This is a genomic window from Poritiphilus flavus, assembly GCF_009901585.1.
GTDB lineage: Bacteria > Bacteroidota > Bacteroidia > Flavobacteriales > Flavobacteriaceae > Poritiphilus > Poritiphilus flavus.
Genome location: NZ_WXYO01000003.1, coordinates 66603 through 91883 on the forward strand (window position 1 = coordinate 66603; position 25281 = coordinate 91883).

18 protein-coding genes and 5 tRNA genes are annotated in these 25281 nt (G+C 44.4%); 22 read left to right on the forward strand and 1 reads right to left on the reverse strand.

Features of this window, described 5'->3' with window-relative positions:
* Positions 1-151 precede the first annotated feature (151 nt).
* The 20 genes from GTQ38_RS07295 (at position 152) to GTQ38_RS07390 (ending at position 18187) form a co-directional block, all read left to right on the forward strand.
* The gene (locus GTQ38_RS07295) at positions 152-895 is read left to right on the forward strand and encodes a ComEA family DNA-binding protein (RefSeq protein ID WP_238857845.1); all 744 of its coding nucleotides are present in this window, start codon (positions 152-154) and stop codon (positions 893-895) included.
* Positions 896-905: 10 nt separating this feature from the next.
* On the forward strand, positions 906-2069 hold the full coding sequence (locus tag GTQ38_RS07300; protein WP_161434847.1) for an acyl-CoA dehydrogenase family protein: 1164 nt from the start codon (positions 906-908) through the stop codon (positions 2067-2069).
* Between the two features lie 69 nt (positions 2070-2138).
* Positions 2139-2333 (forward strand): 30S ribosomal protein S21, encoded by a 195-nt coding sequence (rpsU, locus tag GTQ38_RS07305; protein ID WP_161434848.1) that lies wholly within the window; start codon positions 2139-2141, stop codon positions 2331-2333.
* Between the two features lie 100 nt (positions 2334-2433).
* Positions 2434-3324: a tyrosine-type recombinase/integrase gene (locus tag GTQ38_RS07310; protein WP_161434849.1), complete on the forward strand. Its 891-nt coding sequence runs from the start codon at positions 2434-2436 to the stop codon at positions 3322-3324.
* A 64-nt stretch (positions 3325-3388) separates the two neighbouring features.
* Positions 3389-3706, forward strand: coding sequence for a ribosome hibernation-promoting factor, HPF/YfiA family (gene hpf / locus GTQ38_RS07315; protein WP_161434850.1), 318 nt, complete (start codon positions 3389-3391; stop codon positions 3704-3706).
* Between the two features lie 86 nt (positions 3707-3792).
* Positions 3793-3866 (forward strand) — tRNA-Thr (locus GTQ38_RS07320).
* Positions 3867-3888: 22 nt separating this feature from the next.
* A tRNA-Tyr gene (locus tag GTQ38_RS07325) sits at positions 3889-3971 on the forward strand.
* Positions 3972-4541: 570 nt separating this feature from the next.
* Positions 4542-4617 (forward strand) — tRNA-Gly (locus GTQ38_RS07330).
* Positions 4618-4855: 238 nt separating this feature from the next.
* Positions 4856-4927, forward strand: a tRNA-Thr gene (locus tag GTQ38_RS07335).
* A gap of 136 nt (positions 4928-5063) precedes the next feature.
* Positions 5064-6251, forward strand: coding sequence for an elongation factor Tu (gene tuf, locus GTQ38_RS07340; protein ID WP_161434851.1), 1188 nt, complete (start codon positions 5064-5066; stop codon positions 6249-6251).
* Positions 6252-6367: 116 nt separating this feature from the next.
* A tRNA-Trp gene (locus tag GTQ38_RS07345) sits at positions 6368-6440 on the forward strand.
* A 144-nt stretch (positions 6441-6584) separates the two neighbouring features.
* Positions 6585-6773 carry a preprotein translocase subunit SecE gene (gene secE / locus GTQ38_RS07350; RefSeq protein ID WP_161434852.1) on the forward strand — a complete coding sequence of 63 codons (189 nt, stop codon included), beginning with the start codon at positions 6585-6587 and terminating at the stop codon, positions 6771-6773.
* 10 nt (positions 6774-6783) lie between these two features.
* Positions 6784-7335 carry a transcription termination/antitermination protein NusG gene (gene nusG / locus GTQ38_RS07355; RefSeq protein WP_161434853.1) on the forward strand — a complete coding sequence of 184 codons (552 nt, stop codon included), beginning with the start codon at positions 6784-6786 and terminating at the stop codon, positions 7333-7335.
* A gap of 74 nt (positions 7336-7409) precedes the next feature.
* Positions 7410-7847 (forward strand): 50S ribosomal protein L11, encoded by a 438-nt coding sequence (gene rplK, locus GTQ38_RS07360; protein WP_161434854.1) that lies wholly within the window; start codon positions 7410-7412, stop codon positions 7845-7847.
* A gap of 20 nt (positions 7848-7867) precedes the next feature.
* On the forward strand, positions 7868-8557 hold the full coding sequence (gene rplA, locus GTQ38_RS07365) for a 50S ribosomal protein L1 (protein ID WP_161434855.1): 690 nt from the start codon (positions 7868-7870) through the stop codon (positions 8555-8557).
* 19 nt (positions 8558-8576) lie between these two features.
* Positions 8577-9092: a 50S ribosomal protein L10 gene (gene rplJ, locus GTQ38_RS07370; RefSeq protein WP_161434856.1), complete on the forward strand. Its 516-nt coding sequence runs from the start codon at positions 8577-8579 to the stop codon at positions 9090-9092.
* Between the two features lie 51 nt (positions 9093-9143).
* Positions 9144-9530, forward strand: a complete 387-nt coding sequence (gene rplL, locus GTQ38_RS07375; protein WP_161434857.1) for a 50S ribosomal protein L7/L12 — start codon at positions 9144-9146, stop codon at positions 9528-9530.
* A gap of 131 nt (positions 9531-9661) precedes the next feature.
* Positions 9662-13471, forward strand: a complete 3810-nt coding sequence (rpoB, locus tag GTQ38_RS07380; RefSeq protein ID WP_161434858.1) for a DNA-directed RNA polymerase subunit beta — start codon at positions 9662-9664, stop codon at positions 13469-13471.
* 45 nt (positions 13472-13516) lie between these two features.
* The gene (gene rpoC / locus GTQ38_RS07385) at positions 13517-17815 is read left to right on the forward strand and encodes a DNA-directed RNA polymerase subunit beta' (RefSeq protein ID WP_161434859.1); all 4299 of its coding nucleotides are present in this window, start codon (positions 13517-13519) and stop codon (positions 17813-17815) included.
* A gap of 60 nt (positions 17816-17875) precedes the next feature.
* Positions 17876-18187, forward strand: a complete 312-nt coding sequence (locus GTQ38_RS07390) for a DUF3467 domain-containing protein (protein ID WP_161434860.1) — start codon at positions 17876-17878, stop codon at positions 18185-18187.
* A 1015-nt stretch (positions 18188-19202) separates the two neighbouring features.
* On the opposite strand, the gene GTQ38_RS07395 is transcribed toward GTQ38_RS07390, so the two are convergent.
* Positions 19203-20792 (reverse strand): peptide chain release factor 3, encoded by a 1590-nt coding sequence (locus tag GTQ38_RS07395; protein ID WP_161434861.1) that lies wholly within the window; start codon positions 20790-20792, stop codon positions 19203-19205.
* A 423-nt stretch (positions 20793-21215) separates the two neighbouring features.
* On the opposite strand from GTQ38_RS07395, the gene GTQ38_RS07400 reads away from it, so the two are divergent.
* Together GTQ38_RS07400 and GTQ38_RS07405 are read left to right on the forward strand one after the other, a co-directional pair.
* Entirely contained in the window at positions 21216-24305 is a 3090-nt protein-coding gene (locus GTQ38_RS07400; RefSeq protein ID WP_238857846.1) for a gliding motility-associated C-terminal domain-containing protein, read from the forward strand.
* A 36-nt stretch (positions 24306-24341) separates the two neighbouring features.
* Entirely contained in the window at positions 24342-25274 is a 933-nt protein-coding gene (locus tag GTQ38_RS07405; RefSeq protein WP_394350963.1) for a PorP/SprF family type IX secretion system membrane protein, read from the forward strand.
* The last annotated feature ends 7 nt before the right edge of the window (positions 25275-25281 follow it).

A 25281-nucleotide genomic window follows, 5' to 3' on the forward strand; every position in this document is an offset into this window, starting at 1 on the left:
GAATTCTTTTAAAAATATCAGGTTCCACTTCTGGTTCAACAGACAGGAACGGAGTGGGATTTTCTTTTTATTGCTTATCATCCTCAGCCTTCAGCTTCTGCACTTTTGTATAAATGAAGGTTATTTTTCAAAAAGAGACGCAAAATTCGCGTTGGATACGGAACTGCATCAAGAGTTGATCCAACAACGGAAGGCCAAGGTACTACAACAACGGTCTGCCATTTATCTCTTCAACCCTAATTTCATAAGTGATTACAAGGCCTATATTTTGGGACTATCAGCAGATGAGCTCGACCGCCTACGGAATTTCAGAGAGCATGGGAAGCAAGTGAACAATGCCAGGGAGTTTCAGCAGGTCACACGGGTTTCTGATTCCCTGTTAAACATATTAACCCCTTATTTTAGATTTCCACAGCAAAAATTCCAGGATAGACCTACCCTCAATCAAACCAAAGTATCAGACAAACCGGCCAATGCTCTTCCATCTGAGGTCAATAGAAAATTAGATCTTAATGAGGCTACAGCTGAACAGCTTCGCCTGGTGAGGGGCATAGGACCGAAGCTTTCTCAACGGATCGTAAAATTCAGGGATAAGCTTGGAGGATTCATGGTAAAAGAGCAGTTGTACGATGTTTACGGGCTGGAAAAAAATGTGGTTGATCAGGCATTTCAACTTTTTGCGATTAACGAAACCCCTGAGATAGAGAAACTCGATTTGAATACAGCTACAGCGTCTGAACTGGCAGCATTTACCTATTTTAACTGGGAGATGGCAGAAAGAATAGTTGCCAAAAGGACCGAGGTCGGAGCTATAAGGTCTTTTGACGAATTGCCTGATATAACGGGCCTTTCAATCGACAAGATTGACAGAATTAAACTATATTTGCACCTATAAAATTGCTGGAATGATAACAGAAACAATTACAGGACCGGGTTTTGATTATTCTGAAACCCAGCTGATGGTTGCAGAGTCGGCCAGGGAATTCGCCGAACAACATATCAGGCCTTTTGTAATGGAATGGGACGAAGCTCAAACCTTCCCTGCCGAGCTATTCAAAAAAGCCGGGGAAATGGGATTTATGGGAGTATTGGTACCCGTTGAATACGGTGGTTCCGGTCTGGGCTACCATGAATACATCTCAATTATTGAGGAAATATCAAAAGTAGACCCGTCTATAGGTCTTTCGGTAGCCGCGCATAACTCGCTCTGTACGAATCACATCCTTGAATTCGGAAATGAGGAACAAAAGCAGCGTTGGCTTCCTAAACTGGCAACCGCCGAATGGCTTGGGGCCTGGGGACTGACAGAGCACAATACAGGCTCGGATGCAGGAGGGATGGCTACAACCGCAGTTCAAAAAGGAGATAACTGGGTCATAAACGGAGCCAAGAACTTTATTACACACGGAAAGAGTGGAGATATTGCCGTAATTATTGCCAGAACCGGCGAAAAAGGCGATAGCAGGGGCATGACCGCTTTTGTTATTGAAAAAGGCACTCCGGGATTCTCCAGTGGTAAAAAAGAAGATAAGCTGGGCATGAGAGCTAGTGAAACCGCAGAATTGGTTTTTGATAACTGTGTTGTGCCGGATGCTAACAGGCTGGGCGAAATAGGCGAAGGATTTATTCAGTCTATGAAAGTACTGGATGGCGGCCGCATATCTATAGGAGCCTTATCGCTGGGGACGGCCAAAGGAGCTTATGAGGCTGCGCTCAAATACTCTAAAGAGCGTGTGCAATTCGGGAAACCAATTAGCAAGTTTCAGGGAATTTCTTTCAAACTTGCGGACATGGCTACAGAAATAGAGGCGGCCGAATTAATGGTACACAAAGCGGCATTCCTTAAAAATGCGGGTAGGTCCATGACCAAGATGAGCGCGATGTCCAAAATGTTCGCCTCGGAAGTCTGTGTCAGAGTAGCCAATGAGGCCGTGCAAATACACGGAGGTTATGGCTATACGAAGGACTTTCCAGTGGAGAAGTTTTACAGGGACGCGAAGTTATGTACTATTGGAGAGGGCACTACCGAAATTCAAAAAGTAGTGATTGCCAAGAATATTTTGAAATAAGTTATTACAATTCCATTTATTCGTTTTATCTTTGCACTCTCAAAACCAAAAGAAAGGAGGTTGTAGCCAATGTTAATAATACCAGTTAAAGAAGGAGAAAACATAGATAGGGCACTAAAGAGGTTCAAGCGCAAGTTTGACCGCACAGGTACAATGCGTCAGCTGAGGAAGCGACAGCAATTTACCAAACCTTCCGTAGAGCGCAGACAACAGATCCAGAAAGCGCAATACATCCAGAGTTTAAGAGATAAAGAAGAAATATAGCGGTAGAGATATCGTTCTACAATATACACCCGTTCCGGCTAATTGCAGGAGCGGGTTTTTTTGTTCAGCGAAGCAAGTGGAGGTTTTGTAACTTTGTGATATGTCTCTGACTTCCTTTGTTTCCTATTTAGGACTTGAGAAAAACTACTCTCCTCATACCATCCGGTCTTATGAGAAAGATATTTCTGATTTTTCAGGCTTTTGTGTACAGGAGTTCGATCTGGACGACATAGAATCTGTAGATTACAGCCTCATCAGAAGTTGGATAGTGCGGTTGGCCAATGATAAAATCGCCAATCGATCCATAAACCGAAAAATCTCTTCACTCAAGGCATACTACAAATTCCTGCAGCAGATCGGCAGTATTTCAAAGAATCCACTTGCAGGTCATAAGGCACTTAAAACCCCAAAGAAAGTAGAGATCCCTTTTTCCGAAAAGGAGATGGAAGAGGTGTTGAGGCAAATACCCTTTGATGAGGGATTTGAAGGTTGTCGGGACAAACTGATCATTGAATTATTATACGCCACCGGGATGCGAAGAGCAGAACTGATACAGTTACAGATGGTTGACATAGACCTGCCGGCCAGACGTATACGGGTGCTGGGCAAACGGAACAAGGAACGGATCATCCCTTTGCTCGATAGCCTGATCGGGCTTTTTGAAGCCTACCTGGAGGAGCGAAAAGGACTGGATTTTATTGCAGATCCTGGGCGCGTTTTTTTGACAAAATCCGGTCATAAAATTTATGAAACCCTTGTTTATAGAATTATAAATGGGTATTTTAGTAAGGTCTCGTCCAAAGTAAAAAAGAGCCCTCATATATTAAGGCATACCTTTGCTACACATTTGCTAAATCAGGGAGCAGATCTGAATGCTGTAAAGGAATTGCTGGGACACTCAAGTTTAGCATCCACGCAGGTATACACCCATAATAGCATTGCTGAACTAAAAAAGATACATTCCGCTTCGCATCCCAGAAGTAAGGAATAGTGATACGTTCTTTATCTATTGTTTCACTCGCCCGCCTCCTGGCGGTCCATTAAATTGTTAGCCTATGAAAGTCAACACACAATCCGTTAATTTTAATGCTGATGAAAAGTTATTAGATTTTGTGCAAAAACGGTTGGACAAGTTAAACCTTTTCTATGATAAGGTGATCAGTTCCGATGTGTATTTGAAAGTCGAAAATACCAGTGCAAAGGAGAATAAGATTGTGGAAATTAAAGTGCATGTGCCACGTGATAAATTTGTCATTAAAAAACAGTGTAAATCTTTTGAAGAAGCAGTAGATTCTGCATGCAGTTCTCTGGAGAGAAAATTGGTGAAAAAGAAGAAAAAACCAAGGGCTTACACCTCACTAAAATTTTTGTAAATTTATTTTGATTAAGAAAATAATTATCTACATTTGCAGTCCGTTAGAAATAGCGGACTTTTTTATGCGATAAAAGGCTTTAAAAAGCCGATGTAGCTCAGCTGGCTAGAGCAGCTGATTTGTAATCAGCAGGTCGTGGGTTCGAGTCCCTCCATCGGCTCGAATGTTCATAAAAATAAGGAGGGGAGATACTCAAGCGGCCAACGAGGACAGACTGTAAATCTGTTGGTTTTTACCTTCGCAGGTTCGAATCCTGCTCTCCCCACAAGGCATTTAAGAGAGCAGGTGTCAAAAGCTCGCTTTTGTAAAGCTGCGAACGAAAAATGCCTTGTTCGGGTTCACCCCGAACAGGATCACCGAACGAAGAGAGGTAATCCTTCTCTTTGTTTACGTTCTTTGAAGGTGAAATAATTAAGGTGTCAAAAGCTCGCTTTTGTAAAGCTGCGAACGAAAAATGCCTTGTTCGGGTTCACCCCGAACAGGATCACCGAACGAAGAGAGGTAATCCTCCTCTTTGTTTACGTTCTTTGAGGGTGAAATAATTAAGGTGTCAAAAGCTCGCTTTTGTAAAGCTGCGAACGAAAAATGCCTTGTTCGGGTACACCCCGAACAGGATCACCGAACGAAGAGAGGTAATCCTTATGATGAAATGGTTTCAGACCATGAGGATTTGAGTCTTAAGAAGTTCGGATTTTGACATGTTGAATTGTATTATACGCGGGAGTAGCTCAGTTGGTACCCGTCTGTACCGAACGGCACGTTCGGGCGGGGAGCGTCAGACGCTCACAGAGTACCACTAATTCCTGCATATTCATTGAAATATTGATTTATATACGCGGGAGTAGCTCAGTTGGTAGAGCGTCAGCCTTCCAAGCTGAATGTCGCCGGTTCGAACCCGGTCTCCCGCTCCAAGATATGCTTTAATCTCCATCAGGGTGAGAAGTTTATCCCGAGCGGAGTCGAGGGAAACCCGGTCTCCCGCTCCAAGATATGCTTTAATCTCTATCAGGGTGAGAAGTTTATCCCGAGCGGAGTCGAGGGAAACCCGGTCTCCCGCTCCAAAACCTTGGGTTAGCGATCGTTGTTTATTGTTAAGGTTGTTGAAGGTGAACCTTGAAGCCTTATAACATTAAATATTCAACCCAATAAGCCGACGTAGCTCAGGGGTAGAGCGTTTCCTTGGTAAGGAAGAGGTCACGGGTTCAAATCCCGTCGTTGGCTCTAAGATATAAATAATGGTTTGCAATGGGTTGCCTGTGACAGCAGTAAGAGTTCACAGTTTTATAGGTACCTGTCGTCAGCCCGCTTGAGACATAATTTGTACACTAATATAAACTAAGATTTAAATTTTTTAAAAATGGCAAAGGAAACATTTGATCGTTCCAAACCGCACTTAAATATTGGTACTATTGGACACGTAGATCACGGTAAGACCACATTGACTGCGGCCATTACTACCGTTTTGGCGAATGCAGGCTTATCCGAAGTTAGGAGTTTTGACTCAATTGACAACGCTCCGGAAGAAAAAGAAAGAGGTATTACTATTAATACGTCTCACGTAGAATACCAAACAGCGAACCGTCACTACGCTCACGTAGATTGTCCTGGTCACGCTGACTACGTAAAGAACATGGTTACTGGTGCTGCTCAGATGGACGGTGCCATTCTTGTGGTTGCGGCTACTGATGGTCCTATGCCACAAACCAGGGAGCACATCCTTCTTGGACGTCAGGTAGGTATTCCAAGAATCGTTGTTTTCCTTAACAAAGTAGATATGGTAGACGACGATGAGCTTCTTGAACTGGTTGAAATGGAAGTTCGTGAATTGCTTTCTTTCTACGAGTACGATGGTGACAATGGTCCTGTTATTTCCGGATCCGCTTTAGGTGCCCTTAACGGTGAGCAAAAGTGGGTAGATACAGTAATGGAGCTTATGGCTGCTGTTGATGAGTGGATCGAACTACCAAAAAGGGATGTTGACAAGGATTTCTTAATGCCAGTTGAAGACGTTTTCACCATTACAGGACGTGGAACTGTTGCTACCGGACGTATTGAAACCGGTGTGGCAAACACTGGAGATCCAGTTGAGATCATCGGTATGGGTGCTGAGAAATTGACATCTACTATCACTGGGGTTGAGATGTTCCGTAAGATCCTTGATCGCGGTGAAGCTGGTGACAACGTTGGTATCCTTTTGAGAGGTATTGAAAAGTCTGACGTAAAAAGGGGAATGGTAATCTGTAAGCCAGGTTCTGTTAAACCTCACGCCAAGTTCGAAGCTGAGGTTTATATCCTTAAGAAAGAAGAAGGTGGTCGTCACACTCCTTTCCACAATAACTATCGTCCTCAGTTCTATGTAAGAACTACAGACGTAACTGGTACCATTAATCTGCCTGATGGTGTAGAAATGGTTATGCCAGGAGATAACCTTACGATCACAGTAGATCTGATCCAGCCAATCGCCTTGAACGAAGGTCTTCGTTTTGCGATCCGCGAAGGTGGTAGAACTGTTGGTGCCGGTCAGGTAACTAAGATTTTAGATTAATCGTATAACGATATTGTAATGCATTGAGGGTGTCCTGCGTGAAGCAGGATACCTTTCAGTGTAAATATAAACGGCTGTTTTTGCCCTGTTCTGTAAGGGATCAAAAAAGCTGATAAACGGGTGTAGCTCAGTTGGTAGAGCACTGGTCTCCAAAACCAGGTGTCGGGAGTTCGAGTCTCTCCTCCCGTGCTGAATTTAAATGAAAACGGTCCGTGAGACGAGAAGTTTATCCCGAATTCCAACTCCGTTGGAAATTAGGGAAGTCTCTCCTCCCGTGCAGTTAATAAGACATCATAACAGGTTTAGGCCTGGGAAACTTGAAACTCAAACGGCATGATAACATATATCAAAGAGTCCATAGAGGAACTTAGAAATAGCGTCACACTACCATCCAGAGCGGAATCCTCCAATCTCATGGTGGTCGTAGCCGTGTTTTCAATTTTGTTTGCCCTGGCAACCTGGGGAGTGGATACCATCTTCAGCGAGCTGGTTACTGTATATTTTAATGCCCTAAGCAATTAAGGAGGGAGCTATGTCGGAAGTACTGGAAAAAAAATGGTATGTGGTAAGGGCCGTAAGCGGTCAGGAGAATAAGATCAAAGGCTATATTGAGAGCGAAGTAGAACGTCATGGCTTTGGAGATTATTTAGAAGAAGTTTTGGTCCCAACCGAGAAAGTTGTGCAGATCCGCAACGGGAAGAAGATCAATAAGGAAAGGGTTTATTTTCCGGGGTACATTATGATAAAAGCCAATTTAGGTGGCGAGATGGTGCATATTATCCGGTCCATTACCAATGTTATCGGATTTTTGGGAGAAACCAAAGGAGGAGATCCTGTACCATTGAGAAAGGCAGAGGTTAATCGTATGCTTGGTAAGGTAGATGAGTTAGCAGTGAATACGGATAATGTCGCCATTCCATTTGTTCTTGGAGAAACAGTAAAGGTTATTGATGGTCCTTTCAACGGTTTCAATGGTACGGTTGAAAAAATCAATGAGGAGAAGCGGAAACTGGAGGTAATGGTTAAGATTTTCGGAAGGAAAACACCGTTGGAACTCAGTTATATGCAGGTTGAAAAAGTTTAGGAACTGTTACGTATTTATATATAGTTGAAGTGTGAGCTTCCAAATTAAGCACTTCGCAGTTTAATTTAAAAACAATGGCAAAAGAAGTAAGTAAAGTAGTTAAACTACAAGTTAGGGGAGGTGTTGCGAACCCGTCGCCACCGGTTGGACCCGCTTTAGGTGCTGCCGGCGTTAACATCATGGAGTTCTGTAAGCAATTTAATGCGCGTACACAGGACAAACAGGGCAAAGTATTGCCTGTTGTTATCACCGTTTATGGCGATAAGTCTTTCGACTTTGTCGTGAAAACACCACCAGCGGCAGTTCAGCTTTTGGAAGCGGCTAAAATTAAGAAAGGATCGGGTGAGCCAAACCGTGCCAGATCTGGTAATGTTAGCTGGGATCAGATCAAAACCATAGCCGAAGACAAAATGGTAGATCTCAATGCTTTTACCGTGGAGTCTGCTATGAGCATGGTAGCCGGTACCGCGAGGTCTATGGGTATCAAGGTATCTGGAAAGCGACCCTTCTAACATCTTAAAGTAATTTTAGCATGGCAAAGTTAACACGTAAGCAAAAGGAAGCCCACGCCAAAATAGAGAAGGATAAACTCTATTCCCTGGAAGAAGCTTCAGCTTTAATAAAAGAAATCACCAATACAAAATTTGACGCTTCTGTTGATATTGCAGTTCGATTGGGTGTAGATCCTCGAAAAGCAAATCAGATGGTAAGAGGGGTAGTGACCCTGCCTCACGGGACCGGTAAAGACGTCAAAGTACTGGCTTTGGTGACCCCGGATAAAGAAGCAGACGCAAAGGACGCGGGTGCTGATTATGTTGGGTTAGACGAGTATTTGGATAAGATCAAAGGGGGATGGACCGACGTGGATGTCATCATCACCATGCCCAGTGTTATGGGAAAACTAGGACCTTTAGGACGTATTTTAGGGCCGAGAGGTTTGATGCCTAATCCAAAGACCGGGACCGTAACTATGGATATCGCCAAAGCGGTATCTGATGTTAAGGCAGGTAAGATCGACTTTAAAGTAGATAAGGCTGGTATAGTGCACGCCGCTATCGGAAAGGCTTCATTTTCGCCTGAAAAGATAGCCGGTAACGCCAAGGAACTGATCGATACGCTTAACAAGATGAAACCGGCTGCGGCCAAAGGTGTTTACATGAAAAGCATATATCTTTCAAGTACCATGAGTCCTAGTCTTCAACTAGATCCTAGAGCAGTTTAACTGATAAACGATTTTTGAAATGACAAGAGAAGAAAAAGCAACGGTTATTGAGGATTTGACTGCTCAGTTGGGGGAGAACACCACAATTTACCTGGCAGATATATCAGGTCTTGACGCAATAACCACCTCAAACTTGAGAAGAGCTTGTTTTAAGGCAAATATCAAGTTATCAGTAGTTAAGAACACCCTCCTTGCCAAGGCTATGGAGGCTTCGGACAAGGAATTCGGTGAATTGCCGGAAGTTTTAAAAGGGAATACTTCCCTGATGTTTGCAGAAGCGGGTAACGCTCCTGCGAAACTTATCAAGAACTTCAGGAAGAAATCGGAAAGACCTCTGCTTAAAGGTGCCTTTATTGAAGAGGCCATCTTTATCGGAGACGATAAACTGGATACCCTTGTAAGTATCAAATCTAAGGAAGAAGTGATCGGAGATATTATCGGATTGCTTCAGAGTCCTGCCAAGAATGTTATTTCCGGCCTGAAATCAGGTGGAGGTAAGCTAGCGGGAATCCTAAAAACCTTATCTGAAAAATAGTACGCACTAAAAACTAGAATAAACTAAAAATTTTTATTAAACGATAGAAAAATGGCAGATTTAAAAGATTTCGCAGAACAATTGGTCAACCTAACCGTAAAAGAGGTAAATGAATTGGCCGATATATTAAAAGAAGAGTATGGCATTGAGCCTGCAGCTGCTGCAGTAGCAGTTGCTGGTGGCGCAGCTGCCGGAGCTGGTGAAGGTGGTGATGCCGCCGAGGAAAAATCAGAATTCGATGTGATCCTTAAAGCTCCAGGAGGTTCTAAACTTGCTGTAGTTAAACTGGTTAAGGAATTGACCGGTCTTGGATTGAAAGATGCGAAGGAAATCGTAGATAGCGCACCTAAAGCCGTTAAGGAAGGTGTTGCTAAAGACGAAGCCGAAGGTATCAAAAAATCATTGGAAGAAGCAGGAGCAGAAGTTGAGCTTAAATAATAGCGCTAACCATATGGTTTAGGTTTAGGTCTTTCCGCCTTTTTGGTGGCTAGACCTAAACCCTTTTATATATAGTATATAAAGTTATATACAACCCACTTTAGTATTCACGTTCAAAATTTTGTCCATAGATGTTCACAAAACAGACTGAAAGAATAAGTTTCGCATCCGCTAAGAACATACCGGAATACCCGGATTTCTTGGACATTCAGATTAAGTCATTTCAAGATTTTTTTCAGCTTGAAACAAAATCTGACGAAAGGGGCAATGAGGGGTTATACAACACCTTCATGGAAAACTTTCCAATTACAGACACCAGAAACCAGTTTGTCCTAGAGTTTCTGGATTACTTTATAGACCCGCCGAGATATTCCATCCAGGAATGTATAGAACGAGGTCTTACCTACAGTGTTCCCTTGAAGGCAAGGCTAAAACTGTATTGTACCGATCCGGAGCACGAGGATTTTGAGACGATTGTACAGGATGTGTACCTCGGTACCATCCCGTATATGACCCCCAGCGGGACCTTTGTGATCAACGGAGCAGAGCGGGTAGTAGTGAGCCAGCTGCACCGTTCTCCAGGGGTATTCTTCGGACAATCCTTCCACGCGAACGGGACAAAGTTGTATTCCGCTCGTGTAATACCTTTTAAAGGTTCCTGGATAGAATTTGCCACGGATATCAACAGCGTGATGTACGCTTATATTGACCGAAAGAAAAAATTACCGGTTACCACTCTTTTCCGCGCTATTGGATTTGAGCGGGATAAGGATATTCTGGAGATTTTTGACCTTTCTGAGGAAGTCAAGGTTTCCAAGGCCGGATTAAAGAAAGTCCTGGGTCGTAAACTGGCCGCCAGGGTGCTGAATACCTGGCATGAGGATTTTGTGGATGAAGATACAGGCGAAGTGGTTTCCATTGAGCGAAACGAGATCGTACTGGATCGGGATACTATTCTGGAGAAGGAGCACATCGACGAGATCATGGAGACCGATGTTAAGACCATCCTTCTTCACAAGGAAAACAACGCTCAAAGCGATTATGCCATCATCCACAATACACTTCAGAAGGACCCTACGAATTCCGAAAAAGAAGCTGTAGAGCATATTTATCGTCAGCTGCGTAACGCGGAACCACCCGATGAAGAGACGGCTCGTGGTATTATTGACAAGCTTTTCTTTTCCGATCAACGATACAACCTCGGAGAAGTAGGGCGATACCGGATGAACAAGAAGTTGGGATTAGATATCGGTATGGACAAGCAGGTCCTTACCAAAGAAGATATCATTACCATCATTAAATATCTGATAGAACTGATCAACTCCAAAGCGGAGATCGATGATATTGACCACCTTTCCAACAGGAGGGTTAGAACCGTTGGTGAGCAGCTTTCATCGCAATTCGGTGTAGGTCTGGCCAGGATGGCAAGAACTATACGGGAGCGTATGAATGTTAGGGATAACGAGGTATTTACCCCGATTGACCTGATCAATGCAAAGACACTTTCCTCGGTGATCAATTCGTTCTTTGGGACCAATCAGTTGTCTCAGTTCATGGATCAGACTAATCCACTGGCGGAGATCACTCACAAAAGGAGATTATCAGCCCTCGGACCTGGGGGTCTTTCCAGAGAAAGAGCAGGTTTTGAGGTTCGTGACGTTCACTATACGCACTACGGAAGACTTTGTCCGATAGAAACCCCTGAAGGGCCGAATATCGGATTGATATCTTCCCTCTCGGTATTTGCCAAGGTAAATCACATGGGCTTCCTGGAAACCCCTTATCGCAGGGTGGAATCAGGTAAGGTAGATACTGCGGATTACGTATACCTGAGTGCAGAAGAGGAAGAAGGTATGAAGATCGCCCAGGCTAATATTCCTTTAAAGGACAATGGGCAGATCGAGCGTGAAAAGGTGATCGCCAGAGAAGAAGGAGACTTCCCGGTAGTGGATCCACAAGAAGTGAATTATACGGATGTGGCACCAAACCAGATAGCCTCTATCTCAGCATCGCTGATTCCGTTCCTGGAGCATGACGATGCGAACAGGGCCCTTATGGGATCTAACATGATGCGGCAGGCCGTTCCGTTGCTTAAGCCACAGTCTCCTATCGTAGGAACCGGACTGGAAAGGCAGGTGGCCTCCGATTCCCGTGTATTGATCAATGCGGAAGGAGATGGGGTTATCGAATATGTAGATGCTACCAAGATCACCATCAAATACCAGAGATCTGAAAATGATCGCCTCGTCAGCTTTGAGGAGGACTCCAAAACATACGATCTGGTAAAATTCCGCAAGACTAACCAGGGTACGAGTATCAATCTGAAACCTATCGTTCAAAAAGGTGATAAGGTTAAGAAAGGTCAGGTACTTTGTGAAGGGTACGCGACGGAAAAAGGAGAACTGGCACTTGGACGGAACCTGAAAGTGGCCTTTATGCCATGGAAGGGTTACAACTTTGAGGATGCTATCGTGATCTCTGAGAAAGTGGTAAGGGAGGATATTTTTACTTCCATTCACATCGATGAGTACGCCCTGGAAGTAAGGGATACCAAACTGGGTGCTGAGGAGCTTACCAACGATATTCCAAATGTATCTGAGGAAGCAACCAAGGATCTGGATGAGTATGGTATGATCCGCATAGGTGCAGAGGTTAAACCGGGAGACATCCTTATCGGTAAGATCACACCAAAAGGGGAATCAGACCCAACTCCAGAAGAGAAATTATTACGAGCCATATTTGGAGACAAGGCAGGAGATGTTAAGGATGCTTCCTTAAAGGCTTCTCCTTCATTGAGAGGTGTGGTTATTGATAAGAAATTGTTCTCCAGGTCCATTAAGGACAAGCGCAAGCGATCTGAGGATAAGGAAGCTATTTCTAAGTTAGAACTCGAATACGAGGTAAAATTCCAGGAACTCAAGGATATTCTTGTTGATAAGCTCTTTAAACTCATCAACGGGAAAACCTCACAGGGAGTTCTTAACGATCTTGGGGAAGAGGTGTTGCCAAAAGGTAAGAAGTACACCATGAAGATGCTTAACGCGGTGGATGACTTCGCTCACCTCGTAGGAGGAAGCTGGACAACCGATAAGGATACCAATACCCTGGTTGCAGACCTGCTTCACAACTACAAGATCAAGTTGAACGATCTTCAGGGGAACCTGAGAAGGGATAAATTCACCATCTCCGTTGGGGATGAGCTTCCTGCAGGGATCATGAAACTGGCCAAAGTGTACATCGCCAAGAAACGAAAGTTGAAAGTCGGTGATAAAATGGCTGGTCGTCACGGTAACAAAGGTATTGTTGCGCGTATCGTACGTCAGGAAGACATGCCTTTCCTTGAGGACGGAACTCCGGTTGATATCGTATTGAACCCGCTTGGGGTACCTTCAAGGATGAATATCGGTCAGATATACGAAACCGTATTGGGTTGGGCAGGGCAGAACCTAGATAAGAAGTTTGCCACCCCGATTTTTGACGGAGCTACTCTGGATGAGATCAACGAACTGACGGATGAGGCACAAATACCGAGATTCGGGCATACCTATCTGTACGATGGTGGTACCGGGGAACGTTTCCATCAGCCGGCTACCGTAGGTGTTATCTACATGCTGAAACTTGGGCATATGGTTGATGATAAGATGCACGCGCGTTCTATCGGTCCGTATTCCCTGATCACACAGCAGCCATTGGGTGGAAAGGCCCAGTTCGGTGGACAGCGTTTTGGAGAGATGGAAGTTTGGGCTCTTGAAGCCTACGGAGCTTCAGCAACGCTTAGGGAGATCCTTACAGTGAAGTCGGATGACGTAATTGGAAGGGCCAAGACCTATGAGTCTATCGTAAAAGGTGAGACGATGCCAGAACCTGGTTTACCAGAATCCTTCAACGTATTGATGCACGAACTTAAGGGATTAGGTTTGGATATCAGATTGGAGGAATAACAGAAGTTCTTGAACACAATATAATTTACTATCAGCAATAGCATTATGGCTAGACTTAAAGATAATAACACGGTAAAAAGGTTTGACAAGATTTCCATTGGGTTAGCCTCCCCGGAATCCATACTGGCAGAGTCCAGAGGAGAGGTACTCAAGCCGGAGACTATCAACTACAGAACGCACAAACCGGAGAGAGACGGCTTGTTTTGCGAGCGTATCTTCGGTCCTGTAAAGGATTACGAATGTGCCTGTGGTAAGTACAAAAGAATTCGTTACCGCGGAATCGTTTGTGACCGATGTGGTGTAGAAGTAACGGAGAAAAAAGTACGTCGGGACAGGGTAGGGCATATCAATTTGGTAGTGCCGGTTGCCCATATCTGGTATTTCCGTTCACTTCCGAACAAGATAGGATACCTGCTTGGATTGCCTTCCAAAAAACTGGATATGATCATCTACTACGAACGTTATGTAGTGATCCAACCCGGAATTGCGAAAGGCCCTGAAGGTGAGGAGATCAAGAAAATGGATTTCCTGACAGAGGAGGAGTATCTCAATATTCTGGAATCCATTCCTGTTGAGAATCAATACCTGGAGGATTCCGATCCTGACAAGTTTATTGCGAAAATGGGAGCGGAGTGTCTTATAGACCTGCTTTCCCGTATTGACCTCAAAGAGCTTTCATACGATTTGAGGCATAAGGCCAATACAGAAACCTCCAAGCAACGTAAAACGGAGGCTTTAAAACGTCTTCAGGTAGTTGAAGCACTAAGGGAATCTCAGGATAACCGGGAAAACAAGCCGGAGTGGATGATTATGAAGGTAATCCCCGTTATTCCGCCAGAACTTCGTCCATTGGTACCTTTGGATGGAGGTCGATTCGCAACATCAGACCTTAACGACCTTTACCGAAGGGTGATCATCAGGAACAATCGTCTTAAGCGATTGATGGAGATCAAAGCACCTGAGGTGATCCTTAGAAATGAGAAGCGAATGCTGCAGGAGGCTGTGGATTCACTTTTTGACAATACAAGAAAAGCTTCTGCGGTTAAAACAGAATCTAACCGACCACTTAAGTCACTTTCGGACTCCCTTAAAGGAAAACAAGGGCGTTTCCGTCAGAATCTCTTGGGTAAGAGGGTTGATTATTCCGCCCGTTCGGTAATCGTTGTCGGACCGGAAATGAAGCTTTACGAATGTGGTCTTCCAAAAGACATGGCCGCTGAACTCTACAAGCCATTCGTTATCCGAAAGCTTATAGAAAGAGGTATCGTGAAAACGGTAAAATCTGCCAAGAAGATCATCGATAAGAAAGAACCTGTTGTATGGGACATCCTGGAAAATGTATTGAAAGGACACCCGGTATTGCTTAACAGGGCTCCCACACTACACCGTTTGGGTATCCAGGCTTTCCAGCCTAAATTGATCGAAGGTAAGGCAATTCGCCTGCACCCATTGGTTTGTACCGCTTTTAACGCGGACTTTGACGGGGATCAAATGGCGGTTCACCTGCCCTTGGGCCCTGAAGCAATTCTGGAAGCTCAGTTATTGATGCTGGCGTCTCATAATATCCTGAACCCTGCAAATGGTTCTCCGATTACAGTACCTTCTCAGGACATGGTCCTTGGTCTTTATTATATGACCAAAGAGAAAAAGTCTACCGATGAGATTTCTGTGAAAGGAGAAGGACTTACCTTTTATTCTTCAGAAGAGGTGGTGATCGCTTTTAATGAAGGAAGAGTGGAGTTGAACGCGGGAATTAAGGTAAGAGCGAAGGATTTTAACGAAGAAGGAGAGCTGGTTAACCAGATCATTGAAACTACCGTAGGAAGGGTATTGTTCAATATGGTTGTTCCTGAAGCCGCAGGTTTTGTGAACGAAGTATTGAATAAGAAGTCCCTGCGGGATATTATTGGTAAGATACTTGCCGTAACGGATGTTCCGACTACTTCGGAATTCCTGGACAAGATCAAGACCATGGGTTACGACTTTGCCTTTAAAGGAGGATTGTCTTTCAGCCTTGGGGATATAATTATTCCACAGGAGAAACACGATATGATCTCCGATGCGAATCAGCAGGTAGACGGTATTATGATGAACTATAACATGGGATTGATTACCAACAATGAAAGGTACAACCAGGTTATTGATGTTTGGACTTCTACCAATGCCATGCTCACAGAGTTGGCCATGAAACGTATTCGGGAAGATCAACAAGGATTTAACTCCGTGTATATGATGCTGGATTCCGGCGCGAGGGGTTCCAAAGAACAGATCCGTCAGCTTACCGGTATGCGTGGACTTATGGCAAAGCCGAAAAAGTCGACTGCCGGAGGTGGTGAGATTATTGAAAACCCTATCCTATCTAACTTTAAGGAAGGGCTGTCTATTTTGGAATACTTTATTTCAACCCACGGTGCCCGAAAAGGACTTGCGGATACTGCCCTTAAAACGGCGGATGCCGGTTACCTGACACGCCGATTGGTTGATGTTTCTCAGGATGTGATTGTCAATATTGACGATTGTGGTACGCTGAGGGGTATTGAAGTAGAGGCGCTTAAGAAGAACGAAGAGGTAGTAGAGACCCTTGGGGAACGTATCCTTGGTAGGGTATCGCTTCATGATGTTTTTGATCCTTTGACCGAGGAATTGCTGCTAACAGCAGGGCAGGAGATCATGGAGTCTGATGTGAAGAAGATTGAAGCTTCTCCGATTGAGAAGATTGAAGTGAGATCAGCGTTGACCTGTGAGGCTCAGAAGGGTATATGTGCCAAGTGTTACGGCAGAAACCTGTCTACCAACAAAATGGTTCAGAGAGGTGAAGCTGTTGGTGTCGTGGCTGCCCAGTCTATTGGGGAACCTGGAACACAGCTTACACTACGTACGTTCCACGTTGGAGGTATTGCTGGTAACATTTCTGAAGACAACAAGCTCGAAGCCAAGTTTGATGGCGTGGCAGAGATCGAAGACCTTAGAACAGTAAAAGGGGAGAACAGTGAAGGCGAAGCAGCTAACATAGTGATCTCCAGGACTTCTGAGATCAAAGTGGTTGATGCTAAGACTGGAATTACCCTAAGCACAAATAACATTCCTTACGGATCTCAATTGTTTATTAAAAACGGCAATAAGGTTAAGAAAGGCGATGTGATCTGTCAGTGGGATCCATATAACGGTGTGATCGTATCCGAGTTTACCGGAAAAATTGCCTATGAGAATATCGAGCAAGGTGTTACTTATCAGGTAGAGATCGACGAGCAAACCGGATTCCAGGAGAAAGTGATCATGGAATCCAGGAACAAGAAGTTGATCCCAACACTGTTGATCAAAGATAACAAGGACAATGTGTTGCGTTCGTATAACTTACCTGTAGGATCGCACCTGATGATAGATGATGGAGAGAAGATCAAGGAAGGTAAGATCCTGGTTAAGATTCCGCGTAAATCGGCTAAAGCTGGTGATATTACAGGAGGTCTTCCAAGGGTTACCGAGTTGTTTGAAGCGCGAAATCCTTCAAACCCGGCAGTGGTTTCCGAAATTGACGGGGTTGTTTCTTTTGGTAAGATCAAAAGAGGTAACAGGGAGATCATCATTGAGTCTAAACTTGGTGAGGTTAAGAAGTACCTGGTTAAACTTTCGAATCAGATACTGGTTCAGGAAAATGACTATGTACGTGCTGGAATGCCGTTGTCCGATGGTTCCATCACTCCGGAAGATATTCTGGCTATCAAAGGACCTTCAGCGGTACAGCAGTACCTGGTAAATGAAGTTCAGGAAGTCTATCGACTACAGGGTGTAAAGATCAATGATAAGCACTTTGAAGTTGTGGTACGTCAGATGATGCGTAAGGTAAGAATTCAGGATTCCGGTGATACTACCTTCCTGGAGAATCAATTGGTTCACAAGGACGACTTTATCCTTGAGAATGATGAGATTTTCGGTAAGAAGGTTGTTGAAGATGCCGGAGAATCCGAAAACCTTAAGGCAGGTCAGATTATCACCGCCAGGGAGTTACGGGATGAGAATTCCATCCTAAGGCGTGCTGATAAGACTCTGGTTTCTGCGAGGGATGCGGTTGCCGCTACGGCCACCCCAATCCTTCAGGGGATCACCAGGGCATCGCTACAGACCAAGTCCTTTATCTCTGCTGCTTCCTTCCAGGAAACTACCAAGGTACTCAATGAAGCTGCGGTAAGCGGGAAAGTTGACTTCCTTGAGGGACTTAAGGAGAACGTTATTGTCGGGCATAAGATCCCGGCAGGAACCGGTATGAGAGATTACGAGAATATCATTGTCGGATCCAAAGAGGAGTACGACGAGATCATGGCTCGAAAAGAAGAATTAAAATTCTAATATCCAAGACCCCTGATTTCAACATCAGGGGTTTTTTTTAACCTTTTGATATCTGGGAAAATGTCAGAAAAAGAACAGAAACAGAAACAGATCAATATAGAACTGGACGAAAAGACCGCAGAAGGAGTGTACTCCAATTTGGCTATTATCAATCACTCGGTTTCGGAGTTTGTGGTGGATTTTATAAGTATGATGCCGGGAGCGCCGAAGGCTAAGGTTAAGAGTCGGATCATCCTTACGCCCCAACACGCCAAAAAATTTCTCAAAGCACTGAACGACAATGTAAGCCGGTTTGAGAAGGCTCATGGTACTATCAAGGACTACGAGCAACCTTCTATTCCCTTGAATTTCGGTCCAACCGGGGAAGCGTAATTATCAGTAAGCAGTAATCAGTAAGCAGTTGGCAGTTCTCCTTCGCTAAAGCTTCGGAGGATGAAATCAGTTGGCAGTTGACGGTGCACAGTGAATGGTTATCGATATTTAAGTCAGTAAAAAGGGCATTTAAACTTTAATTCAACACTTCTAATTCAAAACCTCTTAATTGAATTAGAACCTAGACTTGTACTTAAACTTCATAATTCGACAACAATCCTACCGTCTAGTCATCCGATAGTCTAACCATCCAATAGTCTAGTCATCCAATAGTCTGGCCATCCAATAGTCTAGTCATCCAATAATCTAACCCTCCAATAATCCCATTCCTTATTTTCAATTCCACATTTTCACAATTCCACAATTCCACAATTCCACAACTTCACAATTCCACAACTTCACAACTTTACAATCCTTAATAATTGACTTTCACGCAATGAAACTGCAGTGGTAACAACTAACTTTAAGTTGGGGTGGGGTCTGGACCCCAGGTTTTTCTAAGCCTTTGTTTTGAGATCAGGGTGATATAGAGAAAAGCCAGATCATAGATCACTGGCTGGGAATCACGGATTTAGCCATAAGCTTATTCGACTGTTCATTCACCAATCTCCAAAAACCTAAAAACCGAAATCCGGAATTCCCGAATCCTCAAAGCTTTCAAATATAAGAACCTGGAATTCCCGTTACGCTTTGTTTGATAGCCGCTACTGCTTGCAACTTGCAGTCTGGAATACTAAATTACTAGTGGGGAGGGGTTTAAGCCCCTTTTCTTTTATCACAGTATTTTGGGAAAGCCCGGCGTTAGAAGGCAATTACAGTAGATCTATATCTTCTCTTAGTCCGAACCGAAACCTGGTGGAGCCTTGTAAATCAACCTAAGAACAATTCCACCCAGACTGTTGGAATATTACAGTAAACCGCCCTAACTTTAATTAGGGGAGGGTTTAGAAAACCCCAAAAAAAGGCCAGATCCTACCCAATCAAAACAAAATAACACACAGCCCTAAGCAGGACCCTATTGAAACTCCGAAGTAAAATGTAGCTTCACAGATGGATACTTCTGCTGGGTCATTTGCAAGGAAAATTGCGAATCCGCCAAAAATACCAGCTGCCCCTGCTTGTCCTTGGCCAGGAACTTTTGCTTTACCCTTTTGAACTCCTTAAACTCTTCATTCGTCTCATCTTCCGCTTCAACCCAGCAAGCCTTATAGGCAGGAAAGTTCTCATAAGAACACTTAGCACCATATTCATGCTCCAGGCGATACTGTATCACTTCGTACTGGAGCGCACCAACAGTCCCTATAACCTTTCTACCGTTCAATTCAAGGGTGAATAACTGGGCAACCCCCTCGTCCATCAGCTGATCTATCCCTTTGTTTAACTGCTTGGCCTTCATGGGATCAGCATTGTTGATATAGCGGAAATGCTCAGGAGAAAAGCTCGGTATTCCTGTAAAATGCAGGTTTTCTCCTTCAGTAAGCGTATCTCCTATCTTGAAGTTTCCAGTATCGTGTAAGCCTACAATGTCTCCCGGAAAAGAAACGTCCACAATCTCCTTTTTCTCCGCGAAAAAAGCGTTCGGACTGGAGAATTTCAATTTCTTTTTGTGCCTTACATGCAGGTAGGGTTTGTTACGCTCAAAAGTTCCGGAAACAATCTTGATAAAAGCCAGCCGATCCCGGTGTTTAGGGTCCATATTCGCGTGGATCTTAAAAACAAAACCGGTCAGATTTTTTTCTTCCGCTTTTACGAGACGTTCCTCAGCCCTTTTATCCCGGGGCGGCGGCGCGATCTCAATAAAACAATCCAACATTTCGCGTACCCCGAAATTGTTCAAGGCAGATCCGAAGAATACGGGTTGTAATTCGCCCTCCAAATACTTTGCCTTGTCAAATTCAGGATAAACACCGGATACCAACTCCAGGTTCTCCCTGAGATTAAGGGCCGTTTCTGTCCCTATAAGGTTTTCCAGTTCCGGATTCTCCAGGTCGTCAAAGGCTATGGTGTCCTCAATGTCCTTTTTACTATCGCCACTAAAAAGATTGATGTTTTTTTCATAGATGTTGTAAATACCCTTAAAATCATACCCCATCCCGATCGGAAAGCTAAGTGGTGTTACCTGCAGTCCCAGTTTTTGCTCTACCTCATCCAGCAGGTCAAAAGCATCCTTCCCCTCCCGGTCCAGTTTATTGATGAAGACGATCATCGGGATATTACGCATCCGGCATACTTCCACCAGCTTTTCAGTCTGCTCTTCAACCCCCTTGGCCACATCTATCACCACAATCACACTGTCAACCGCGGTAAGGGTCCTAAAGGTGTCCTCCGCGAAATCCTTGTGCCCGGGAGTATCCAGTATATTTATTTTCTTATCCTGATAAAGGAACGCCAGGACGGAAGTGGCAACCGAAATTCCTCTTTGCCTTTCTATCTCCATAAAATCGCTGGTGGCAGACTTCTTTATTTTGTTACTTTTAACGGCCCCGGCTTCCTGTATGGCCCCCCCAAATAGCAACAACTTTTCCGTAAGGGTCGTTTTGCCCGCATCAGGGTGAGAAATGATCCCGAAGGTTCTGCGTTTATCGATTTCTTTCTTAAAGTCCACTTTAAAAATTTGCGCAAAAATAAGGGAAATAATATTGTTTCCCCGATTGCCATTCGCATAATTTTTCAAATCGGCCAAAGCCCGATGAATGGCAAAATTTCCAGGGTAAAACGAGCTGGTTTTGAAGGAAATACGCCATTAATGACCCTGTTCGACGAATGGTCTATTTGATCGTTTTCAGGAGAATGGAAAAATCTTTTTTCGATTTTTAATCGTATTTAAAACAGAGAAAAAGTACCCCCAAAAGGTCTTTTGTCGAATAATAGTGTTGTTGAAAGATATTTGATAATTTCTGCTTTGTAAACCATTTGCCGGTATAGATTTTAGCCATATCTTGCAATACCATTTAGAGAAGCCCTATCTCTTACAGAAATATTTTCCTACAAAGCCATGGTGATATGTTTAAATCGAAAACTATCATTTATGGAGCTTACTACTTCCTACTATTACAACAGGACAAAGGCTATTTATGGCACCTTAGCACTGACCGTTTTTCTACTTTGTTTTCTGTCTCCGGCGTGGTCGCAGCAAGAAATAAAGGCTCTCAATGCAGATGAGGATAACAAACCCCTGGTATATGCCAGGAGTATCTCAAAATCTTCCTCTGTGACTTCCAAATCTTCGGATTGTGTTCCAAAGGAATTCAGGGAAATTTTTATAGATGATTTTGGCTTTCCTTCCAATGTGCACGATGGAAGCCTCTCAGCAACCGAGGTAGATCTTAGCGCCAAATGGGGACTTCCTGCCGGGAGCGTCCTGGTTAGTGTGGAACAAGCCAGTACTAAGTTTTCCGGACTGTTTTTTACAGTAACAGACGGTCTGCCAACCACTTTTACGATCTCAGGTACGGTACCAGTGCTGTTTTTCGCACGCCATTCTCCCCTGGTTCAGGCCATGAGAAGAGACGGAATTGTGGCACTGGACGGTGCGACTTATGATCTGCTCACTACGCTTCCTCCCGGTTTAAACGAGGTAATTGATGGGGATAACTACTATGTTGAAAATACTACAGCTGCAGATATCGATGACCCTGATGGTCATTCCTGGCAATCCCGGGGCCCGGTTACCCAGATTCAGTTCTATACCACTTCCGATTATCTTGAAAACGGTATTCGCTTTAGCATACAGCCGATAGTCTGCCCGGATACGGACGGGGATGGTGTTCCGGATATTACCGATCTGGATGATGACGATGACGGACTGCTCGACACTGAAGAAGATCCAAACCTGGATGGGGACGATGATCCTCTGACCAATCCTGAAGACTCTGATATGGATGGCATTCCAAACCACCTGGATATCGATTCAGATGACGACGGTATTCCGGATAACGTGGAAGCCCAGACTACAGACGGTTATATCCCTCCAAGCGGAAATGACAGCGATAATGATGGTCTGGACGACGCCTACGAAGGGGCTGGTGATGAAGGACTTACACCCATAAATACTGACGGAACAGATGAGGTGGACTATCTGGATGATGATAGTGACAACGATACCGTGCCCGATAATAATGAGGGTAACGATTTTAATTTTGATGGAGAACCGGATCAAACCTTTACAGGTGTGGATACGGACGGTGATGGTCTGGACGATGGCTATGAAGGTAGCGATGTAAATGATGGCTTTGACGTAAACGATGAGATCGACGACCCGGCTAACGACCTTCCGGATACCGATGGTACCGAAGATGTGAACTATCGCGATTTTGATGACGATGGTGATGGCCTGGATACTCCGGACGAAGATGTAGATATGGATGGGGATCCTACCAATGATGATACCGATGATGATGGCACCCCGGATTATCTGGATCCTGATAACGGACCGGATACAGACGGCGACGGAGTACCAGATGTGACCGATATCGATGACGACGATGACGGTATTCTGGATACTGAAGAAGATCCTAACCTTGACGATGATGACGACCCATTGACGAATCCTGAGGATACGGATATGGATGGTATTCCGAATCACCTGGATATTGATTCAGACGATGACGGGATTCCGGACAACGTAGAGGCTCAGACCACAGCTGGTTATATCCCACCAAGCGGGAATGATAGTGATAATGATGGATTGGATGATGCCTACGAAGGAGAAGGTGAGGGAAATCAAGGTCTTACTCCTGTGAATACTGACGGAGAAGACGAAGTAGACTATCTGGATGACGATAGTGATAACGACCTTGTTCCTGATAATAATGAGGGGAACGACTTTAATTTTGACGGAGAACCGGATCAGACCTATACCGGTATGGATACAGATGGTGACGGTCTGGACGATGGTTACGAAGGTAGCGACGTTAACGACGGTTTTGATGTAAACGACGAGATCGATGATCCTGCCAACGATCTTCCGGATACCGATGGTACTGAGGATGTGAACTATCGGGATTTTGATGATGATGGCGATGGTATTGACACTCCGGACGAAGATGTTGATATGGATGGAGACCCCACCAATGATGATACTGACGATGATGGCACCCCGGATTACCTGGATCCGGACAATGGTCCAGATACAGATGGTGACGGAGTTCCTGATGTTACCGATTTGGATGACGATAATGACGGTATCCTGGATACTGAAGAAGATCCAAATCTGGACGGGGATGACGACCCGCTTACCAATCCGATAGATACGGATCAGGACGGCTTCCCGAACCACCTGGATATCGATTCTGATAACGATGGTATCCCTGATAATGTGGAAGCTCAAACCACAGCAGGCTATATTCCTCCGAATGATGACGACGAGGCCACCTACGAGGCTAATGACGGTGTAAACAGTGCGTATTTAGGAGGATTAACTCCCGTAAATACCGATGGGGAAGATGAGCTGGACTATTTGGATTTAGATAGTGATAACGACCTTGTTCCGGATAATAACGAAGGAAATGACTTCAATTTTGACGGTGTTCCCGATCAGACCTTTACCGGCGTGGATACGGATGGTGACGGTCTTGATGACGGTTACGAAGGTAGCGATGTAAACGACGGCTTTGATGTAAACGATGAGATTGATGATCCTGCTAATGACTTACCGGATACAGACGGCACTGAAGATGTAAATTATCGCGATTTTGATGACGATGGAGACGGCCTGGACACTCCGGACGAAGACGTTAACGAAGACGGAGATCCTACAAATGATGATTCAAATGGTGAGGGTACACCGGATTACCTGGATCCTGAGATCCCCGCCGCAGAAGTGATCGTTTACCAGTTGGTTACTCCAAATAACGATGGTCAGAACGATTTTCTATGGATAGACGGTGTGGACCTGGCAAGAAACAATACCTTAAGGATCTTTAACAGATGGGGAGTATTGGTCTATGAAGGAAACAATTACAACAACCAAAACAATGTATTTGATGGCAGGTCTAAGGGAAGATCTACAGTAAGTGCGGAAGATTATTTGCCATCGGGAGTATATTTCTACATCTTTGAATACCAAAAAGACGCGGAAAATATAACAGACAGCGGTTATTTATACGTTAGTAAATAAATAGTACAGCACAATATGACACATAAAAAAGGCTTGATGGCCGCCCTGTTCCTAATTGGGGTCGTAGTTCATGGCCTGTTTGCGCAGCAGGATGCGCAGTATACCCAATACATGTTCAACACCATGAGCGTCAACCCGGCTTATGCCGGTTCAAGAGGCCAATTGAGTGTTGCCGCATTGTACAGGGCCCAGTGGGTGGGGCTGGACGGTGGGCCGGAAACCCAGACGCTCAACCTGCATTCTCCAATTAGAAATAGCCGCTTGGGTTATGGGATCTCCATAGTAAACGATAATATTGGTGATGGTGTGGTCCAGGAGACCTATTTTGATGCGGTTATTTCCTATACCATCGATGTTTCTTTGGATGGTAAATTATCCTTTGGATTGAAAGCCGGGGGCAACCTGTTGAATCTGGATTTTGAAGGGCTGCGTAACTTTAACCAGGAACCTGTACCCCAGGACAATATAGAAAACAGGTTTTCGCCCAATTTTGGCCTTGGGGTGTATTACCATACCAGCAAATTCTATGCAGGCCTTTCTGCGCCTAATCTGGTAGAAACAGAGCATTTTGACAATTCCCAGCAGGATGCGAATTCCGTTCAGTTTCTTTCAACTGACAGAATAAACTTTTATCTTATCACGGGTTATGTTTTTGATCTCAACGGAAATTTGAAGTTCAAACCTGCACTTTTAACCAAGGTTGTAAGCGGAGCTCCATTGCAGTTGGATCTTTCAGCCAGCTTTTTGTTTAATGAAAAGTTTTCCTTTGGGGCAGCCTATCGCTGGGATGCGGCTGTAAGTGCCTTGGCAGGTTTCCAAATTTCAGACCAGTTTATGCTGGGACTGGCTTACGACAGGGAAACAACAGAACTCGGAGGAACACAATTTAACGACGGCACATTTGAAGTGTTCCTAAGATTTGAACTGGTAAAATCCTTCCAGCGACTGGTATCACCACGTTTCTTCTAATCGCTTA

Excerpts from the sequence above, each read along its gene's own strand:
- GTQ38_RS07300 (WP_161434847.1), top strand. The coding sequence starts at position 906 with ATGATAACAGAAACAATTACAGGACCGGGTTTTGATTATTCTGAAACC.
- rpsU (WP_161434848.1), top strand. The coding sequence starts at position 2,139 with ATGTTAATAATACCAGTTAAAGAAGGAGAAAACATAGATAGGGCACTA.
- GTQ38_RS07310 (WP_161434849.1), top strand. The coding sequence starts at position 2,434 with ATGTCTCTGACTTCCTTTGTTTCCTATTTAGGACTTGAGAAAAACTAC.
- hpf (WP_161434850.1), top strand. The coding sequence starts at position 3,389 with ATGAAAGTCAACACACAATCCGTTAATTTTAATGCTGATGAAAAGTTA.
- tuf (WP_161434851.1), top strand. The coding sequence starts at position 5,064 with ATGGCAAAGGAAACATTTGATCGTTCCAAACCGCACTTAAATATTGGT.
- secE (WP_161434852.1), top strand. The coding sequence starts at position 6,585 with ATGATAACATATATCAAAGAGTCCATAGAGGAACTTAGAAATAGCGTC.
- nusG (WP_161434853.1), top strand. The coding sequence starts at position 6,784 with ATGTCGGAAGTACTGGAAAAAAAATGGTATGTGGTAAGGGCCGTAAGC.
- rplK (WP_161434854.1), top strand. The coding sequence starts at position 7,410 with ATGGCAAAAGAAGTAAGTAAAGTAGTTAAACTACAAGTTAGGGGAGGT.
- rplA (WP_161434855.1), top strand. The coding sequence starts at position 7,868 with ATGGCAAAGTTAACACGTAAGCAAAAGGAAGCCCACGCCAAAATAGAG.
- rplJ (WP_161434856.1), top strand. The coding sequence starts at position 8,577 with ATGACAAGAGAAGAAAAAGCAACGGTTATTGAGGATTTGACTGCTCAG.
- rplL (WP_161434857.1), top strand. The coding sequence starts at position 9,144 with ATGGCAGATTTAAAAGATTTCGCAGAACAATTGGTCAACCTAACCGTA.
- rpoB (WP_161434858.1), top strand. The coding sequence starts at position 9,662 with ATGTTCACAAAACAGACTGAAAGAATAAGTTTCGCATCCGCTAAGAAC.
- rpoC (WP_161434859.1), top strand. The coding sequence starts at position 13,517 with ATGGCTAGACTTAAAGATAATAACACGGTAAAAAGGTTTGACAAGATT.
- GTQ38_RS07390 (WP_161434860.1), top strand. The coding sequence starts at position 17,876 with ATGTCAGAAAAAGAACAGAAACAGAAACAGATCAATATAGAACTGGAC.
- GTQ38_RS07400 (WP_238857846.1), top strand. The coding sequence starts at position 21,216 with ATGGAGCTTACTACTTCCTACTATTACAACAGGACAAAGGCTATTTAT.
- GTQ38_RS07405 (WP_394350963.1), top strand. The coding sequence starts at position 24,342 with ATGGCCGCCCTGTTCCTAATTGGGGTCGTAGTTCATGGCCTGTTTGCG.